This window comes from Kitasatospora sp. NPDC058492 (assembly GCF_042720685.1).
Taxonomy (GTDB): Bacteria; Actinomycetota; Actinomycetes; order Streptomycetales; family Streptomycetaceae; genus Kitasatospora.
In genome coordinates, this window is the sequence record NZ_JBHXMU010000056.1 from 49,396 (window position 1) to 64,445 (window position 15,050).

A 15,050-nucleotide genomic window follows, 5' to 3' on the forward strand; every position below is an offset into this window, starting at 1 on the left:
TGTCGGGGAGCGGCCGGGCCTGCCGATGTCGGCGGGCGGTCGCTGCCGTCAACTCCGGGGAGGGGCTGGGGAGATCCGGCGAAGCGGACGCCACGCCGGGCGCACAGGTGTGCGGAGTGCGTGAGGGTCGGGCGGGAAGGCGTAGAACGTAATCATTACGTGTCCATGCCCTGGTTTCATCGCCTGCGCGCGACCCCAGTCCCTGTCCGGAGGCCCTCTTGCGCATTCTCCTGATCGCCAGCGCGTTCAACAGCCTGACCCAGCGCGTCCACACCGAGCTGCGCGGGCGCGGCCACCGGGTCGCCGTCCAACTCGCCCTCGGCGACGAGGCGATGAGGACGGCGGTGGACCTTACCGACCCCGAACTGATCATCTGTCCGATGCTCACCAAGGCCGTCCCGCAGGACATCTGGTCCACCCGGACCGTCCTGATCGTGCACCCCGGGCCCCAGGGCGACCGCGGCCCCTCCTCGCTCGACTGGGCGATCACCGAGGGGGCGGACCGCTGGGGCGTGACCGTCCTCCAGGCCGTCGAGGAGATGGACGCCGGCGACATCTGGGCGTCCGTCGAGTTCCCCGTCACCGACTGCGGCAAGAGCGAGCTGTACCGGGGCGAGGTCGCCGACGCCGCCGTCGAGGCCGTCCTGCTCGCCGTCCAGCGCTTCGAGGGCGGGCTGTTCACCCCCGAACCGCTCGACTACGACCGCCCTGACGTCCACGGCAGGCTGCGGCCCCTCCTGCGGCAGGACGCGCGCCGGATCGACTGGGCCGCCGACGAAACCGCCACCGTGCTCCGCAAACTCCGCGCCGCCGACTCCCAACCCGGCGTGCTCGACGAGCTGTTCGGGCGCGAGTACTTCCTGCACGGCGGCCACCCCGAGGACGAGCTGCGCGGCCCGGTGCCCGGCGCCGTGCTCGCCACCCGCGACGGCGCGATCTGCCGCGCCACCGTGGACGGCGCGGTCTGGATCCCCCAGCTGCGCCCGCGCCGCACCCCGGGCGGGCCCGCCACCTTCAAGCAGCCGGCCGCGACGGTGCTCGCCGGCCTGCTGCACCGGGTCCGCGAAGTCCCGGTGACGCCGACCTCGGCGGCCCGCCGGGACACCTGGTCGGAGCTGCGCTACCGCGAGGAGGGCGACGTCGGCTACCTCGAATTCGCCTACGCGGGCGGGGCGATGAGCACCGGGCAGTGCCGCCGGCTGCTCGCCGCCTACCGCGAGGCCGCCGACCGGCCCACCTCGGTGCTGGTGCTCGGGGCGCCCCGGGACTTCTACTCCAACGGGATCCACCTCAACGTCATCGAGGGTGCGGCCTTCCCCGCGCTGGAGTCCTGGGAGAACATCAACGCGATGGACGACCTGGTCCACGCGGTCCTCACCACGACCGACAAGCTCACCGTCGCCGCCCTGGCCGGGAACGCGGCGGCCGGCGGCCTGATGGCGGCCCTCGCCGCCGACGAGGTGTGGTGCCGGGAGTCGGCGGTGCTCAACCCGCACTACCGGCTGATGGGCCTCTACGGCTCCGAGTACTGGACGTACACCCTGCCGGGCCGGGTCGGTGACGAGCAGGCCGCGCGGCTGACCGCCGAGGCGCTGCCGGTCGGCGCCGAACACGCCCGCCGGATCGGCCTGGTGGACCGCACCTGCGGCGGGGACGCGGCCGCCTTCCGGCGCTGGGTGGTCCGGGAGGCCGCCGCGCTCGGCGCCTCGCCCGAACTCACCGGGCGGCTGGTCGACAAGAAGCGCCGCCGGTCCGTCGACGAGGAGGCGAAGCCGCTGGCCGAGTACCGGGCGGAGGAACTGCGGCGGATGCACGCCAACTTCTACCGGGCGGGCGAGCCGTACCACGCGCTGCGGCGGGACTTCGTGCACAAGGTCTGCCCGGTGGCCACGCCCGCGCACCTGACCGGGCTGCTGGGGCGGCCGGAGTGAGCGGGCGGTGTCGGCCGGAGTGAGCCGAGGGCGTCCGGCCGGGGTGGGGGACCCGGTCGGACGCCCTCGGGGCTTGGGGGGACTGGGAGGCGGGGGGCTTCAGGGGCTTCGCGGCTTTGGGGCCTTGGGGCCCGCCCGGCTCAGCGCCTGGTGCCGGCCTCGTCCCGCTGCCGCCGCTGGCGCGGGACCAGTGGGACCAGCGGGGCCGCCGGGCCGAGCAGGAGCGGCTGCGTGGTGCTGCGGCTCGGTGAGACCGCGAAGGCCAGCGAGCCGAAGAAGACGTAGCAGCCGAGCCCGACCCCGAGCGGGAAGATGAACTGCAGCGCCATCACGCCGCCCTGGGTGGAGTGCGAGTAGTCGAGCCGCACCGAGAGCGCCGCCATGCCGGTGTAGTGCATCGCGCACACCGCCACGCCCATGACCGGCGCGGCCGCCAGGACAGCGAGCGTGCCGCGGATGTTCAGGGTGGCCCAGAGCGCGGCGGTGGCCGCGAACACGGCGATGGCGACGGACAGCCAGACCGTGAGCCGGTCGTAGTCGAGGTGGCCGGGCAGGACCATCGCGGCCATCCCGAGGTAGTGCATCGCCGCGACCCCGAGGCCGGTGGTCAGCCCGCCGGCCAGCAGGGACAGGACGGGGCGGCGGCTGTACCCGACGGTGAACAGGCCGATGCCGACGACGGCGATGGCGACCAGCAGGCTGAGCACGGTCAGCCCGGGGCGGTAGCTGATCTCGACCCCGGTGACGGAGAAGCCGAGCATCGCGATGAAGTGCATGGACCAGATCCCGGCGCCGAGCGAGGTCGAGGCGAAGAGCAGCCAGACCACCCTGGTCCGGCCCTGCGAGACGAGTGCCCAGCGGGCGCTGCGCAGGGCGACGAAGGCGCCGAGGCAGGCGACGAAGTACGAGACCGCCGGTGTCACCCAGCCGTGGTCGGCATGATGGATCTCACCCAAGAGAGCTCCCAGGACGGATGCGGGGGAGGAAGGGCGCCAGGCCTCGGGCGGACACGGATGGTCGGGAAGGAACGCGGCAACGGGCGCGGGAACGGCGCCGCCGAAGGGGAGACCTGGCGTGTGGTGCCCCTGACAACGGGGGACAGTAGCCACTACCGGACGGTCGCACAAGGTTCGCGCTTTTCGTGAAGTCCCTGGTCAGGATGGACCTTTACGCGGCCTGCATGATCTTGGCACCAACTCCTGACACCGCCTGCGCACGGCCGCCGGGCGGTTCGTCCGTTACTCCGGGTTCGTCACCCAGGGCTCGTCACTCCGCGTTCGTCACTCCAGCGGGGCTAGCCCGAACGGGTGGCCGGCCGGGTCGATCAGCACCTTGAGCGTCCGGCCGTGCTGGTACGTCGGCTCGGTCGCGCCGAGTGCGAGCGCCTTCGCGATGGCCTCGTCCAGGTCGTCCACGTAGAAGTCCAGGTGGAAGTGCTTGCCGCCGTCCGGCTCCGTCCACGGCTCCGGCCGGTAGCCCGAGACCCGGCCGAAGCCCAGCGGGCTGCCGCCCTCCGGGTTGTCCAGGATCGCGAACTGCTCGTCCAGGTGGCGGCTCTCCCAGCCCAGCAGCTCGCCGTAGAACCCGGCCAGCGCGATCGGGTCGGCGCAGTCGATGGTGACCATGGCGAGGCGGGCGAAGCCGGTGTCGCCCGGCGCGGCGGCGAGGCCGGCAGTGAGCCCGGAGGCGGGGTCGGCGGCGAGGTCGGACATGTCTGGTCGGCCCTTCCAGTCGAGATCATTCGAGACCCAGCACCAGCATCGCACCGGGTCGATCTTCCGGCGCGCGGTGAACGGACGGGGCCGGCGGGGTGGAATGGGAACGCATTTTCCTTAGCGAGAGTAATGACGTAAGCTAAAGAACATGCCCGAGATGTCCGAGCAGGACCTCGCAGCGATCAATCAGCTGCGATCGTCCACGATGCGCCTCTCCCGTCGACTCAAACACCAGCGGGTCGAGGAGTCGCTGAGCCCCACCGAGATGGGGGTGCTCGGCACCCTCGCCAGATGCGGAAAGGCGACACCGGGTGAGCTCGCCCGGAAGGAGCACGTGCAGCCGCCCTCCATGACCAGGATCGTCGCGATGCTGGAGGAGAAGGGGCTGGTGCGGCGCGAGCCGCACCCCGAGGACCGCCGCCAGGTGGTCGTCAGCAGCACCGAGCAGGCCGAGGCGATCCTCGCCGAGAGCCGCCGGCGCCGCAACGTCTGGCTCGCCGAGCTCGCCGAGGGGCTCGACGAGGAGGAGTGGGCCGTCCTCCGGGAGGCCGCGCCCGTGCTCTACAAGCTCGCACACCTCTAGGCACGCCGACCCCGGCCCGCCGGCCGGGAGAAGAGGAGTACCGCATCACCGCAGGACCGACCACAGAAACCAGGAGCGCGACGGCCGCAGTTCGGGCCGTCGCGCCGCGAGGGGAGACCACCGTGACACCGCCGGCCGCAGCCAGCGCCGCCGCCATCCGCACCGACGACCAGACCACCGACCCCGCCGCGGCAGGCGCCGCGGCCGCCGACCTCCAGGCGCCCGCCCCCACGGGGCTGCCCGGCAGCGGCGACGACGACCCCGACGAACGCACCGCGGCGGACGACCCCGCCGCTCCCGGACGCACCCACGCGTCCACGTCTCCCACAGGTGCCCGCTTCACGAGGCCCGGGGGGATGTTCTCCTCCCTGCGCGTTCGCAACTACCGCTACTACTTCGCCGGCCAGGTGGTGTCCAACACCGGCACCTGGATGCAGCGGATCGCCCAGGACTGGCTGGTCCTCAGTCTCACCGGCAGCCCCCTCGCGGTCGGCATCACCACCGCCATGCAGTTCCTGCCGATGCTGCTGCTCGGCCTGTTCGGCGGCGTGCTCGCCGACCGGATGCCCAAGCGCCGGCTGCTGATCTACACCCAGGGCGCCATGGGCCTGCTGGCCGCCGGTCTGGCCGTCCTGACCATCGGCGGCGTCGTGACGCCGTACTACGTGTACGCCTTCGCGCTGCTGCTCGGCCTGGTCACCGTGGTCGACAACCCGACCCGGCAGGCCTTCGTGTCCGAGATGGTCGGGCCCAAGGACCTCGCCAACGCGGTCAGCCTGAACGCCGCCAACTTCCAGACCGCCCGGCTGGTCGGCCCCGCCGTCGCGGGCCTGCTGATCGCCGTGGTCGGCAGCGGCTGGGCGTTCGCCGTCAACGCGCTGTCCTTCGCCGCCGTGATCGGCGGGCTGCTCGCCATGCGGGAGAGCGAACTGCGCCCGACCGAGCCGATCGCCCGCGAGAAGGGCCAGCTGCGGGAGGGCCTGCGCTACGTCAAGGAGCGGCCCGAGCTGCTCTGGCCGATGGTCCTGGCCGGGTTCATCGGCACCTTCGGCTTCAACTTCCCGACGCTGCTCTCCGGCTTCGCCTACGACACCTTCAAGGTCGGCGCCGGGCAGTACGGCCTGCTGAACACCGCGATGGCGGTCGGCTCGCTGGCCGGCGCGCTGCTCGCGGCCCGCCGGGGCGTGCCCAGGCTGCGCCGGCTGGTGGTGGCGGCGCTGGCCTTCGGCTCGCTGGAGGTGGTGGCCGCGTTCGCACCCGACTACTGGACCTTCGCGGTGCTGCTGACACTGATCGGGGTGTTCGGACTCAGCTTCAACACCTCCGTCAACTCCATGCTGCAGCTGGCCACCGACCCCGCGATGCGCGGTCGCGTGATGGGCCTGCTGGTGCTGGTCTTCACCGGCGGCACGCCGATCGGCGCCCCGATCGTCGGCTGGGTGACCGCCTCGTACGGGCCCCGGCTCGGCCTGCTGGCCTGCGGACTGGTGTCCGCGCTGGCAGCCGGTGTGGTGGGCCTGGTGCTGGCCCGCAGCGCGGACCTGCGGGTGCGGTTCGACCTGCACCCCGGCCGTGGCGGCCGGGTGGTGGCCTTCGTGCCGCGGACCATCGCCGCCGCCAAGTCGGAGCTGGCGCCCGCCTGCTGACGAGGTGTCATGCCCCGGGGTGGTGGTCCGCCCCGGGGCTTCGGTGCAGGGTCGGGGGTCCTTCGGCGCAGGGCCGAAGGGTCAGAGCCGGATCGCGAGGACCTGGCCGGGCCAGATGCCGTTCGGCTGCTCGACCTCGAAGGACTCGGTCTCGGTGAACCCGAGCGCCCGGTACTGGCCGACCAGCCTGCGGTCGGCGCCCGCGTAGCAGTCCACCCGCAGCAGGCCGAGGCCGCGCCGGCGGGTCTCCTCGACCGCGTCGGCGATCAGCGCGGTGCCGATCCCCGAGCCCTTGCGGCTGCGGTCGGTGACCAGGATGCGGACGAACAGCTCGGGCTCGTCCACCGCGGGGATGTACTTCCCCCGCTGCTCGGACAGCACGCAGCAGCCGACGGTGCGGCCCTCGTCGTCCTCGGCGAGGCGGATCAGGAACGGTTCGGTGGCGTACTCGGAGACCTGCTCGACCCGGGCCGGGATGGTGCTGAAGGGCTGGTCGCCCCACTGGCCGGTGCGGCCCTGGCCGGCCAGCCAGCCCACGGCGCCGTCGAGCAGGGCGAGGATGTCGGGAATGTCGTCCGGTCCCCCGGTGCGGATCTTCATAGGAAACGTTCTAGCCCAAACCGCCTCGCGCGGGAAGATGTCCCCATGAGGCTCTTCGTGGCGGTCCTGCCGCCGGTCAACGTGCTGCAGGGGCTGTCGGACGCGGTGGCGCCGGTGCGCGGGCTGCCCGGGGCGGACCGGCTGCGCTGGACCACCGTCGAGGGCTGGCACCTGACCCTGGCCTTCCTCGGCGAGGTGCCGGCCGAGGAACTGCCGGAGCTGGAGGCGGGCCTGGCCGCCGTCGCCGAGGTGCACCCGGTGCACCGGCTGCGGCTGTCCGGCGCCGGCCGGTTCGGCGACCGGGTGCTCTGGGTCGGGGTGGAGGGGCAGACCTGGGCGCTGCGCCGGCTCGCCGAGGCCGTGTCCGAGGCCACCGCCGCGGTGACCGGGGAGGTCGACGCCTTCGCCTTCCACCCGCACCTCACGCTCGCCCGGGCCGGCTCCTCGCGCGGCCACCGGCGGGCCGTCCAGCGGCTCGCGGCGGCGGAGCTGGACACCCTGGCGGCCGCGCTGGCCGACTACCGGGGGCCCGAGTGGGAGGCTGCCGAGCTGCACCTGATGCAGAGCGACCTGGACGGCGGCTTCGCCCACTACTCCTCGCTGCGTGCCTGGCCGCTCGCCGACTGGAGCTGAGCCGGGGCGCGGTCGGGCCCGGGGTGGCGGTTCGGGCCTGGGGCGGCGGTTCGGGCCCGGGGTGGCCGTTGGGCCCGGGGCTCCGATCCGTCGGCGGGTGGGCCGGAGGTACGCTCATTGACCGTGGATCCCAAGACTCGAATGCGTATCGTGACCGGCACCCTGGTGCTGCTGCTGGTCGTCGTGCTGATCAGCTCGATGGTCGGCGGGTAGGCCCGGCCGGCGGGCCCGCCTACCCGGCCCGGCTGGTCGGCCCCGCCGCAACGGCTGAGGGCCACCGCCCGGAGGCGGTGGCCCTCAGCCGTGCACGGGATCGCTCAGAGCTGCTCGACCACGTAGTCGATGCAGTGGGTGAGCGCCTCGACGTCCGCCGGGTCGATCGCCGGGAACATCGCGACGCGCAGCTGGTTGCGGCCCAGCTTGCGGTACGGCTCGGTGTCCACGATGCCGTTGGCACGCAGTGCCTTGGCGACGGCGGCGGCGTCCACCGACTCGTCGAAGTCGATGGTGCCGACCACCTGGGAGCGCTCGGCCGGGTTCGCCACGAACGGGCTGGCGTAGGAGGATTTCTCGGCCCACGCGTACAGCCGGGACGAGGAATCAGCCGTACGGGCGACGGCCCAGTCGAGCCCGCCGTTGCCGTTCAGCCATTCCAGCTGGTCGGCCAGCAGGAACAGGGTGGAGATCGCCGGGGTGTTGTACGTCTGGTCCTTCGACGAGTTGTCGATGGCCGTCGGCAGGTCGAAGAACGGCGGGATGTACCGGCCGGAGCCGGCGATCTCGGCGGCGCGCTCCAGGGCGGCCGGGGAGAACGCGGCCAGCCACAGGCCGCCCTCGGAGGCGAAGGACTTCTGCGGGGCGAAGTAGTAGACGTCGGTCTCGGTGATGTCCACCGGCAGGCCGCCGGCGCCCGAGGTGGCGTCCACCAGGACCAGCGAGCCCTCGTCCGCGCCCACCGGGCGCTTGATCGGCATCGCGACGCCGGTCGAGGTCTCGTTGTGGGTGAGCCCGTAGACGTCGACGCCGGCCTCGGCGACCGGCAGCGGGTGGGTGCCCGGGGCGGTCTTGATGACGCTCGGCTCGGCGAGCCACGGCGCGGCCTTGACCGAGGAGGCGAACTTGGAGGAGAACTCGCCGAAGTCCAGGTGCTGGGACTTCTCCCGCACCAGGCCGAACGCGGCGATGTCCCAGAAGGCGGTGGAGCCGCCGTTGCCGAGGACGACCTGGTAGCCCTCGGGGAGCGAGAAGAGGCTGCTCACGCCCTCGCGTACGCGCTTGACCAGGTTCTTGACCGGGGCCTGGCGATGCGAGGTGCCGAGCAGGGAGGTCTGGGTGGCGGCGAGGGCACTCAGGGCCTCGGGGCGCACCTTGGACGGTCCGCAGCCGAAACGGCCGTCTGCGGGCTTGATGTCAGCGGGGATCTGGATCTGAGCCACGCGCGCAGCCTACCGGCCGGGGCGCCGCCCGGGGTACGGTCGTCCGCACGCTGAGACTGTGATCTTCACGGCTCCCAGCTGCGGAAACAGCGGGCCCGAACTGCGGAAACAGCGGGCCCGACGGAGGTCGGACCCGCTGCTCGGGGGTGGTGCGGACGCGGAGCGCCCGGGGCGCCCGGGGGCGTTCGGCGGGCGCTCGGTGGGCTCAGTGGCCGATGGCGTCCCAGCCCTCGATCTCCTCGGGGCGGCGCGGGCCGGGGCCGATGTAGCGCGCGGCGGGGCGCACGAGCCGGCCGGTGCGCTTCTGCTCCAGGATGTGCGCCGACCAGCCCGCGGTGCGCGCACAGGTGAACATCGAGGTGAACATGTGCGCCGGCACCTCGGCGAAGTCCAGCATGATCGCGGCCCAGAACTCGACGTTGGTGGCCAGCACGCGGTCGGGGCGGCGGTTGTGCAGCTCCTCCAGCGCGGCCTTCTCCAGCGCCTCGGCGACCTCGAAGCGCGGCGCGCCGAGCTCCTTGGCGGTGCGGCGCAGCACGCGGGCGCGCGGGTCCTCGGCGCGGTAGACGCGGTGGCCGAAGCCCATCAGGCGCTCGCCGCGGTCCAGCGCGTTCTTGACCCAGGTGGTGGCGTCGCCGGTGCGCTCGATCTCCTCGATCATGCCGAGCACGCGGGACGGCGCACCGCCGTGCAGCGGGCCGGACATCGCGCCGACCGCGCCGGAGAGCGCGGCCGCCACGTCGGCGCCGGTGGAGGCGATGACGCGGGCGGTGAAGGTGGAGGCGTTCATGCCGTGCTCGGCGGCGGAGGTCCAGTAGGCGTCGATGGCCTTGACGTGCTTCGGGTCCGGCTCGCCGCGCCAGCGGATCATGAACCGCTCGACGACCGTCTCGGCCTTGTCGATCTCGCTCTGCGGGACCATCGGCAGGCCCTGGCCGCGGGCCGACTGGGCCACGTAGGACAGCGCCATCACGGCGGCGCGGGCGAGGTCGTCGCGGGCCTGCTCGGCGGAGATGTCGAGCAGCGGCTTGAGGCCCCAGACCGGGGCGAGCATGGCGAGCGCGGACTGCACGTCGACCCGGATGTCACCGGAGTGCACCGGGATCGGGAACGGCTCGGCGGCCGGCAGACCGGGGTTGAACTTGCCGTCCACCAGCAGGCCCCAGACGTGGCCGAAGGAGACGTGGCCCACCAGGTCGTCGATGTCGACACCGCGGTACCGCAGCGCGCCGCCTTCACGGTCGGGTTCGGCGATCTCGCTCTCGAACGCGACGACTCCCTCAAGCCCGGGTACGAAGTCGGACATACGACGGCTCCTTCAGTTCTGCGATCGGCGCTGCGCCGTGGTGGGGCGGCGCGCCAGTGACCGAATGGTGGTTGGCACTCGGTGCCAGAGTGACAGGCACCGGGTGCATTGCGCCATACACCACCATGGTGATGTTGCGCTTGGGCCCGCTTGACTTTTCCGCCGAGGGTCGGTCGTGCCCGGGAATCTCCGGAACCAAACGCCTGGTTCGGGACAATTCACCGTACGGGGGGCGGTCGAGCGGTGGCGGGACACCTTATCTCCCACCGGGGTTTGTCCGGAGGTAGCGGTGCCGGTTGCTTGTCGTACGGGATGATGTTGACGTGCAGACCCCGGAACGCGCCCAGTCGACGCCCCTGAGCCCCGCCACCCGGATCCTGGCCGACGATGCCCGGCCCGGACCGGACCTCACCGTGATGCGCAAGCACTACACCCACGAGGGCCTGGTCGAGGAACAGCTCGCGCCCGAGCCGATCGCCCAGTTCACCCGCTGGTTCCACGAGGCGGACGACGCCGGGGTGGTCGAGCCCAACGCGATGGTGCTCTCCACCGCCGACGCCCAGGGGCGGCCCAGCTCGCGCACCGTCCTGCTCAAGGGCTACGACGTGCGCGGCTTCGTCTTCTTCACCAACTACGGCTCCCGCAAGGGCTCCGAGCTCGCCGCCAACCCGCACGCCGCGTTGCTGTTCCCGTGGATCGCGCTGGCCCGCCAGGTGATCGTCCAGGGGCGGGTGGAGAAGGTCGGCCGGGACGAGACCGCCGCCTACTTCCGCACCCGGCCGCACGGCTCGCAGCTCGGCGCCTGGGCCAGCGAGCAGTCCAGCCCGGTCGGCGGGCGCGACGTCCTCGAACAGCGCTACGCCGAACTGGAGCGCCGCTACCCGGAGGGCGAGGGCGTGCCCGTGCCGCCGTTCTGGGGCGGGTACCGGGTGATCCCGGAGAGCGTGGAGTTCTGGCAGGGGCGGGAGAACCGGCTGCACGACCGGCTGCGCTACTTCGCCGATCCGGCCGGAGCGGGCGGCTGGCGGGTGGAGCGGCTCTGCCCGTAGCCGACGGGCCTGCGAGGCGTTCGAATACCGATGGGTCCGTCGTCGGGCTCGTCGGGCTCGTCGGGGTGGCCGTCGTGCGGAGTCGGAGGAGTGCGGGGCGCTGTCGAATCGCGCCAACTGGCCTTCGCCGACCGGTGGTTCGGGTGGGGCGCGAGCGTCGGGGGAGGGGGCTCCGGCCGCGCCGGTGGAGCGGGTCGGGCCGGGTCGGCGGCCGTACGTTGGCGCAGGGGCGCCGCCGGGGTGGGTTCGGCGGCGCGAAGTCGTGCCCCTGTGCGCCGGTCAGGTGCCGTCACGCGACCGCCGAGTGGGTGAACTTTTGGCGAGACTTCGCTGCGTGAAGGGGGTAGTGGGCTGTTAGGGGCGCGCAAGAGCACGGCGCAGCCCACGTGCTGGCAGTACCCTGGTCGACTAGGCCGACGTATATACCCGGCCCTGCTTCTCTCTAACCCCCATCGTGGAAGAGAATCGAACATGACACCCGCACTGGACACCATGCCCCGCACTGAACTGACGGAGCCTCAGGGCGAAATCCGGCCTTCGCTGGCCGACCTCGCCCAGCTCGGCGCCGAGGAACTCTCTGCCAGGATCCGACGAGCCCTGCCCGACACCGGTGCGGGTGCGGTGCCGGTCGCGGCCTTCAACTCCTCCATCTGATCGGCCGACTGACCGTCGGCTCCGGCTGAATCCGATCGACCATGACGCCAACTCCGCTGCCTTTCACCCAATTCGTCGTGAAAGTGCACAGCCGGTGTGATCTTGCCTGCGATCACTGCTACGTGTACGAGCACGCCGACACCAGTTGGCGTCGACGCCCCAAGGTCATCGGTGACGAAGTCCTGAACAAGATCGCCGAGCGGATCGGCGACCACGCGGCCGCACACCGGCTGCCCGCCGTCCGGGTCGTCCTGCACGGGGGAGAACCCCTGCTCGCCGGCCCGGACCGGTTACGCCACGCGGCCAAGGCGCTCCGGGCGGCCCTGCCGCCCGGCTGCGCACTCGACCTGCGCATCCACACCAACGGCGTCCAACTGGACGACGCCTACTGCGAACTCTTCGCCGAAGTCGGCATGAGGGTCGGCATCTCGCTCGACGGCGACCGCGCCGCCAACGACCGCCACCGCCGCTTCGCCGACGGCCGCAGCAGCCACCCGCACGTCCTGCGGGCGGTCGAGCGGCTGCGCCGGCCCGCGTACCGGCACCTCTACGCCGGGCTGCTCTGCACCGTCGACATCGAGAACGACCCGGACGCCGTCTACCGGGCCCTGGCCGAACTCGACCCCCCCGCCGTCGACTTCCTGCTGCCGCACGCCACCTGGGAGGACCGGCCGAAACCGGCCGCCGACGGTGCTCAAACGCCGTACGCGGACTGGCTGTTGGCCGTGTACCGGAGATGGGACGCCGACGGCCGCCCGTTCGCCGTCCGCACCTTCGAATCCGTCCACCGGACGTTGCACGGGCTCTCCAGCCTCACCGAATCGCTCGGCCTGGAACCCTCCGACCTCGTCGTCCTGGAGACGGACGGCAGCTTCGAACAGGCCGACAGCCTCAAGACCGCCTACGACGGCGCGCCGGAGACGGGGTACGACGTCTTCACGCACAGCCTCGACCAGGTCGCGCTGCACCCCGGCATGACCGCCCGCCAGTCGGGGCTGGCCGGGCTGAGCGCCGCCTGCCGGGCCTGCCCGGTCGTCCGCAGCTGCGGCGGCGGCCTGTACGCCCACCGGTACCGGGCCGACACGGGCTTCGACAATCCCTCCGTCTACTGCGGTGACCTCATGAAGCTCATCAACGAACTCGCCGGCGACGCCGCCGGGTCCGCTGCCAGTTCCGCCGCCGCTTCCGCGGCCGGTTCCGCCGCCGGTTCCGCGGCCGGTTCCGCCGCCGGTTCCGCTGCCGCGGCGGGCCCTTCCGTGCCCGCCCAGGCCGGGGAGCCGGTGGTGCCGGCCACCCTCACCGAGCGGCAGCTCGACCAGCTCGCCCGCGGGTACGGGGACCAGGACACCGTACGGGCCCTGTCCCGCGCCCAACTCGCCCTCACCCGGGCCATGCTGGCCGCCGCCTGGGACGCCTCCGGGCAGCCCGGATCGGCGGCCTGGGCGCTGCTGTCCGAACTCGACGCGAGCGCACCCGCCGCCGTCGACACCGTCCTCGCCCACCCGTACGCCCGCGCCTGGGCCGCCCGCCGGCTCGCCGGGGACCTCACCGTCGGGCTCGGCCCGCTGGCCGCCCTGGCCGCCGCCGCCGCCGTCCGCGCCGGTCGGGGGGACGCGGTCGCGGTGCCGGTGCGCGGCGGGTGGCTGCACCTGCCGACCCTCGGTCGGACCGCCGCCCCGGACGGGGAGGCGGTCGTCACCGGCCTGGCCGACGGGTTCAGCGTGCGGGCGTCCGACGGATCGGTGTCCGCCGCCCTGGACCAGCCGCTGCGGCGGGTCCGGCTGGCCGGAGGGTGGACGGTCGCCCTGGAGGACGTCGACCCGCTGCGCGACAGCCACGACCACGCCGTGGCCGGCCGGCTCTCCGACGGCGAACTGCTCGACTGGACAGGCGCGTTGCGCGAAGCCTGGGAACTGCTCGGGCACGACCTGCCCGCGTACGCGGAAGGCCTCCGGGCCGGCCTCACCACCATCACCCCGCTACGGCCGGGCCCCACCGGGCGGGACGTCAGCTCGGCCGCCCGGCAGGCCCACGGCGCGGTCGGCATCGCCCGGCCCGCGACCGCGCCGACGCTCGCACTGCTGCTCGCGCACGAGTTCCAGCACGTCAAACTCGGCGCCGTACTGGACCTGTTCGACCTCCACGACCCGGCCGACGACCAGCTGTACCTCGCGCCCTGGCGGCCCGACCCGCGCCCGCTCGAAGGCCTGCTCCAGGGCACCTACGCGCACCTCGCCGTCACCGAGTACTGGGGCACCCGCGCGCTCGCCTACGACGGGCTGCCGGGCGAGGCCGCCGACCGGGCGCGCACCCAGTTCGCGCTCTGGCGCCGGTACACCGCCGAAGCCGTCGACCGGCTGGCCGGATCCGGCGCCCTCACGGCGCTCGGCTTGCGCTTCGCCGACGGCATGCGTGAGAGCGTCGCACCGTGGCTCGCCGTACCGGTGCCCGCCGCCGCCGAACGGGCCGCCGAACGGGCCCGCCACGAGCGCGGTCACGAGCGCGGCCACGCCCGCCACGCCGAGGTCTGACCCAGAGGAGCGGCCATGCGCACCGTCACTGCTCTCACCGGCACTGCTCTCGCCGATACCGCCCTCACCGCTGGGGGTTTGGCCGCTGGGTTCGCCCAACTCGGCGTCCGCCCGGGCATGGTGGTGCACGTCGAGGCCTCCCTGCGCGCCCTCGGCCCGGTGGACGGCGGCGCCGCCACCGTCGCCGACGCGCTGCTCCACGTCCTCGGCCCCGGCGGCACCCTGGTCGCCTACACCGCCACCCCCGAGAACTCCGCCACCTCGCGCATCCACCAGACCGCCACCGCCGGCCTCACCCCGGCCGAGACCGCCGCCTACCGGGCCCGGATGCCGCGGTTCGACCCGGCGACCACCCCCTGCTCGCCGACCATGGGCGCCCTCTCCGAGGAGATCCGCACCCGCCCCGGCGCCCTGCGCAGCCGCCACCCCCAGACCTCCTGGACGGCCCTCGGCCGGCACGCCCGCGAGATCACCGCCCACCACCCCCTCACCTCCCACCTCGGCCCCGAGTCCCCGCTCGGACGCCTCTACGACCTCGACGCCCGGGTGCTGATGCTCGGCGTACCGATGGCCCGCTTCACCGCCTTCCACCTCGCCGACCAGCGCATGCCCGACGTCCCCCTGCGCGAATACCGCTGCGTCGGCCCCGACGGCTGGCTCACCTTCCGGGCCCCCGAGCTCGACGACCTCCACTTCGCCGACCTCGGCACCCGCGTCCTCGCCGCCGCCACCGGCATCACCACCACCCACCTCGGCACCACCGACTGCCGCCTCGTCCCCGTCCGCGAAGCCGTCGACCTCGCCGAACACCTCCTCCGCCCCTGAGCCCCCCCACCCCAGCTCAGTTGCTCCCGTCGCCGCTTCGGCCCCGCCCAAGCGGCGAACGGCCTGTCCAGGTCACTTTTGCGTTGGTAGTAGGGCAGAACGACTTACTACGCACAAAGTACCACCAAACAGGCGAGAGGG

General features: G+C 73.1%; 13 protein-coding genes. 8 read left to right on the top strand and 5 right to left on the bottom strand.

The window, feature by feature from the left end; all coding sequences use genetic code 11:
* The first annotated feature begins 218 nt into the window (after window positions 1–218).
* Window positions 219–1,931 carry a hydrogenase maturation protein gene (locus ACFWPI_RS30045; RefSeq protein WP_380374837.1) on the top strand — a complete coding sequence of 571 codons (1,713 nt, stop codon included), beginning with the start codon at window positions 219–221 and terminating at the stop codon, window positions 1,929–1,931.
* A 140-nt stretch (window positions 1,932–2,071) separates the two neighbouring features.
* Here the strand turns inward: ACFWPI_RS30045 and ACFWPI_RS30050 are convergent, their stop codons facing one another.
* A complete protein-coding gene (locus ACFWPI_RS30050) occupies window positions 2,072–2,887 on the bottom strand; it encodes an MHYT domain-containing protein (protein WP_063348196.1) in 816 nt (271 codons plus the stop codon).
* Window positions 2,888–3,211: 324 nt separating this feature from the next.
* Complete coding sequence (locus ACFWPI_RS30055; protein WP_380374838.1) at window positions 3,212–3,643, bottom strand: VOC family protein; 432 nt, start codon at window positions 3,641–3,643, stop codon at window positions 3,212–3,214.
* A 151-nt stretch (window positions 3,644–3,794) separates the two neighbouring features.
* Between ACFWPI_RS30055 and ACFWPI_RS30060 the strand changes: the two genes are divergently transcribed.
* Both ACFWPI_RS30060 and ACFWPI_RS30065 read left to right on the top strand, forming a co-directional pair.
* Complete coding sequence (locus tag ACFWPI_RS30060) at window positions 3,795–4,229, top strand: MarR family winged helix-turn-helix transcriptional regulator (RefSeq protein ID WP_063348195.1); 435 nt, start codon at window positions 3,795–3,797, stop codon at window positions 4,227–4,229.
* Between the two features lie 122 nt (window positions 4,230–4,351).
* A complete protein-coding gene (locus ACFWPI_RS30065) occupies window positions 4,352–5,875 on the top strand; it encodes an MFS transporter (RefSeq protein ID WP_380374840.1) in 1,524 nt (507 codons plus the stop codon).
* 81 nt (window positions 5,876–5,956) lie between these two features.
* Here the strand turns inward: ACFWPI_RS30065 and ACFWPI_RS30070 are convergent, their stop codons facing one another.
* The gene (locus ACFWPI_RS30070; protein WP_380374842.1) at window positions 5,957–6,475 is read right to left on the bottom strand and encodes a GNAT family N-acetyltransferase; all 519 of its coding nucleotides are present in this window, start codon (window positions 6,473–6,475) and stop codon (window positions 5,957–5,959) included.
* 45 nt (window positions 6,476–6,520) lie between these two features.
* Here ACFWPI_RS30070 and thpR point away from each other — a divergent pair, with 45 nt between their 5' ends.
* Entirely contained in the window at window positions 6,521–7,108 is a 588-nt protein-coding gene (thpR, locus tag ACFWPI_RS30075; RefSeq protein ID WP_363378227.1) for an RNA 2',3'-cyclic phosphodiesterase, read from the top strand.
* A gap of 317 nt (window positions 7,109–7,425) precedes the next feature.
* Here the strand turns inward: thpR and serC are convergent, their stop codons facing one another.
* Window positions 7,426–8,544 (bottom strand): phosphoserine transaminase, encoded by a 1,119-nt coding sequence (gene serC, locus ACFWPI_RS30080; RefSeq protein WP_063348193.1) that lies wholly within the window; start codon window positions 8,542–8,544, stop codon window positions 7,426–7,428.
* A 205-nt stretch (window positions 8,545–8,749) separates the two neighbouring features.
* Window positions 8,750–9,850 (bottom strand): citrate synthase 2, encoded by a 1,101-nt coding sequence (locus ACFWPI_RS30085; RefSeq protein WP_350877533.1) that lies wholly within the window; start codon window positions 9,848–9,850, stop codon window positions 8,750–8,752.
* Window positions 9,851–10,266: 416 nt separating this feature from the next.
* Here ACFWPI_RS30085 and pdxH point away from each other — a divergent pair, with 416 nt between their 5' ends.
* The 4 genes from pdxH (at window position 10,267) to ACFWPI_RS30105 (ending at window position 14,909) form a co-directional block, all read left to right on the top strand.
* Window positions 10,267–10,899, top strand: coding sequence for a pyridoxamine 5'-phosphate oxidase (gene pdxH, locus ACFWPI_RS30090; RefSeq protein WP_380374849.1), 633 nt, complete (start codon window positions 10,267–10,269; stop codon window positions 10,897–10,899).
* A 471-nt stretch (window positions 10,900–11,370) separates the two neighbouring features.
* Complete coding sequence (fxsA, locus tag ACFWPI_RS30095) at window positions 11,371–11,553, top strand: FxSxx-COOH cyclophane-containing RiPP peptide (protein WP_063348191.1); 183 nt, start codon at window positions 11,371–11,373, stop codon at window positions 11,551–11,553.
* A 41-nt stretch (window positions 11,554–11,594) separates the two neighbouring features.
* Window positions 11,595–14,084 (top strand): FxsB family cyclophane-forming radical SAM/SPASM peptide maturase, encoded by a 2,490-nt coding sequence (locus ACFWPI_RS30100; RefSeq protein ID WP_380374844.1) that lies wholly within the window; start codon window positions 11,595–11,597, stop codon window positions 14,082–14,084.
* Window positions 14,085–14,099: 15 nt separating this feature from the next.
* Complete coding sequence (locus ACFWPI_RS30105; protein ID WP_380374845.1) at window positions 14,100–14,909, top strand: aminoglycoside N(3)-acetyltransferase; 810 nt, start codon at window positions 14,100–14,102, stop codon at window positions 14,907–14,909.
* Window positions 14,910–15,050: the final 141 nt, after the last annotated feature.